At 72.6% G+C, this 2,398-nt stretch carries 3 protein-coding genes; 1 reads left to right on the forward strand and 2 read right to left on the reverse strand.

The genetic code is table 11. The annotated features are described in order from the left end of the window. The coding region (locus AB0C69_RS41240) for a helix-turn-helix transcriptional regulator (protein WP_360362131.1) at positions 1-828 on the reverse strand (828 nt) is incomplete at its 3' end. A gap of 202 nt (positions 829-1,030) precedes the next feature. Here AB0C69_RS41240 and AB0C69_RS41245 point away from each other — a divergent pair. Beyond that, positions 1,031-1,543, forward strand: coding sequence for an ATP-binding protein (locus AB0C69_RS41245; RefSeq protein WP_360362134.1), 513 nt, complete (start codon positions 1,031-1,033; stop codon positions 1,541-1,543). Here the strand turns inward: AB0C69_RS41245 and AB0C69_RS41250 are convergent. After that, the gene (locus AB0C69_RS41250; protein WP_360362137.1) at positions 1,540-2,166 is read right to left on the reverse strand and encodes a helix-turn-helix domain-containing protein; all 627 of its coding nucleotides are present in this window, start codon (positions 2,164-2,166) and stop codon (positions 1,540-1,542) included. The genes AB0C69_RS41245 and AB0C69_RS41250 overlap by 4 nt on opposite strands. Positions 2,167-2,398: the final 232 nt, after the last annotated feature.

Genomic DNA, 2,398 nt, shown 5'->3' on the forward strand with positions numbered 1-2,398 from the left:
CGCGTTGCGGTCCACGCATCTCGCCGTCGTCGAACCGGAACCGCAGGCGACGAGGGTCAACGACAGGGCGCTCACCATCCCCACCTTCACGGCGCTCTCGAGGTAAACGTCGCCCATAGTGCCCTCGACGTAGGCGATATCGGGGTCTGCCGGGTCCGGATACGACAATATGGTGAAACGTCCGTCCAAGCCCGCATGCGCCGCTGCTGTGTAGGGGAGTACCTGGATGGTCACGGATGGGCGGATCTCCGCGGCGGTGGCGAGGACGTTCAGCTGGGCCCGCATCACCTCCTCGCCGCCGATCGGGCGGTGCAGCACCGCCTCATCGAAGATCACCTCCAGGCGCGGCGCGTCGGCGCGGTCCAGCAGCGCCTGGCGGATCTTGCGGGCGGCGATGCGGCGCTCGATCTCCTCGTCCGAGGGCAGGAGCCGACCCGCGGTAATCACCGCGCGGGAGTAGTCCTCGGTCTGCAGCAGGCCGTGCACGAGCTGCGGGTCCCAGGTGCGGATGTGGGAGGCCTCGTCCTCCAGCGCGACATAGCTGCCGGCGAAGACGTCCTGGTAGGCGGTCCACCAGCCGCGCTGCCCGGCCTGCCGGGCCAGGGTGATGAGCGCGTCGCGGTCCGGGCTCGGCACGCCGTAGAGGTCGAGGATGTCGGCGATGTCGCCGGGTTTGGGGCGGGTCTGGCTGGTTTCCAGGCGGGAGACGGTGGCTCTCGACCAGTCGAGCCGGTCCGCCACTTCCTGCAGTGTCAGGCCCTGCTCCTCGCGCAGCTTGCGGAGCTCCCTGGCGAGTCGTCGGCCACGGACGGTGGGGCGGTAGGTCATGGGAGTGGAGTCTTTATCACTCCCGGCGCCCGTCACAACGCGATTGACGAACCCGGCAGGAAGGTCAGAGCAATTCCGGGAAGGGTGTTGCGTTTGTGAGAATCTCAGGAGACTCTTGGATCCGTGATCGGTCGTCAACCGAGAGTGACGACCGGTCGCCCCGCCCGCCCTTCGCATTCGCACCAGTACCGCGGGAGGAACCGTGAAGACCACGCCAGCCGATCTGACGGCGGAGACCATGGCCTACGCCATGGCGGGCCGCGACCCGGCCCGGCGCGACGGCGTGCCCGGCTGGGTGTGGGCCCTGCCGGGCGGCCCCGGAGGCGCCGGGTACGCCCGCCGCGTCCTGCGCGACGCCCTCGCCTCCCTCGGCGTCCCGCCCGCCGGGGCGGACGACGCCCGGCTCATGGTGAGCGAGCTGGCCACCAATGCCCACCAGCACGCCGGCGAGCACGGCCCGCACGAGCTGTGGCTCTACATGGGCGACGGGACGGCGGGCGAACTGCGGTGCGCCGTCTTCGACACCTACGGCGACGTCGGCCTGCCCGGGTACTCCTGGACGTCCGGCGACTGCGGGCGCGGGCTCAGCATCGTCCACGAGCTGTCCCTCGGACGCTGGGGCCTGCGGCGGACCCTCTCCCGCCTCGGGCCGCCCGTCCGCGGCAAGGCCGTCTGGTTCGCCGTCCCGGGGACCGTCGAGACGCCTCGCGGCTAGCCCGCGCCGGCCCGCGGCCGGTCCTCCCGGGGCTTCTCCACGGCGGGGCCGATGTCGCTGACCAGCGCGAGCAGCGACCGGGTGAGCAGCGTGCGCACCTGGTCGCGGTCGAGGGTCTTCTCCTGGAGCCACTGGCGCGTCGCCGCGTCCGCGAGCCCGGAGTAGGCGCGCAGCACGGCCCGCAGCGTCTCGGTCGGCTCGGCCACGCGCAGCACGGCCAGCATGTGCTCGACCGTCTCGTCCCGGAACCGGTTGACGATGCGCAGGAGTTCGGGGTCCTGCCCGAACCCCTCGGCGTCGAGCGCGGCGAACCAGGTGGTCGCGTTGCGCTCGGCGGTGTCGAGGAACAGGTTGACGAGCAGGTCGACCGCCTCGGGCAGCGCCAGCCGCCCGTCCGGCGGCGGGGCCTGCATCGCGGCCGAGGCCGTCAGCCCCTGGACGACCTTGAGGAACAGCTCCCGCTTCGTCCCGAAGTAGTAGTGGATCAGGCCGCGCTGCACGCCGGTCTCCCGCGCGATCGCGGCCGTGGACACCTCGGCGTACGGCAGCTCGGTGAACATCCGCCGCGCGACGTCCAGGATCTGGGCGCGCCGCTCGTCCGGGGACAGGCGCTGGTAGCTCACCGCGACAGCCTATTCTGTGGGCGGCCGGCGCCGTGCGGCCGCGACCGATCCGCCGCTCGTCGGCGTGCCGTGGCGCCGCGCCGGCGGCGCCTCCGGGAGGCTCGTCGCCGACGACCAGGAGGGACGGCACAGGTGACCGCTGCGGAGAAGACGCTCGGCCCGCTGTCGCGGCGGGCGGGCGCGCAGCCGAACCCCGACATCGGCGCCGCCAACGAGCGCGAGCGGGGCAGGC

The sequence above is a fragment of the Actinomadura sp. NPDC048032 genome (assembly GCF_040653175.1).
Lineage (GTDB): Bacteria > Actinomycetota > Actinomycetes > Streptosporangiales > Streptosporangiaceae > Spirillospora > Spirillospora verrucosospora.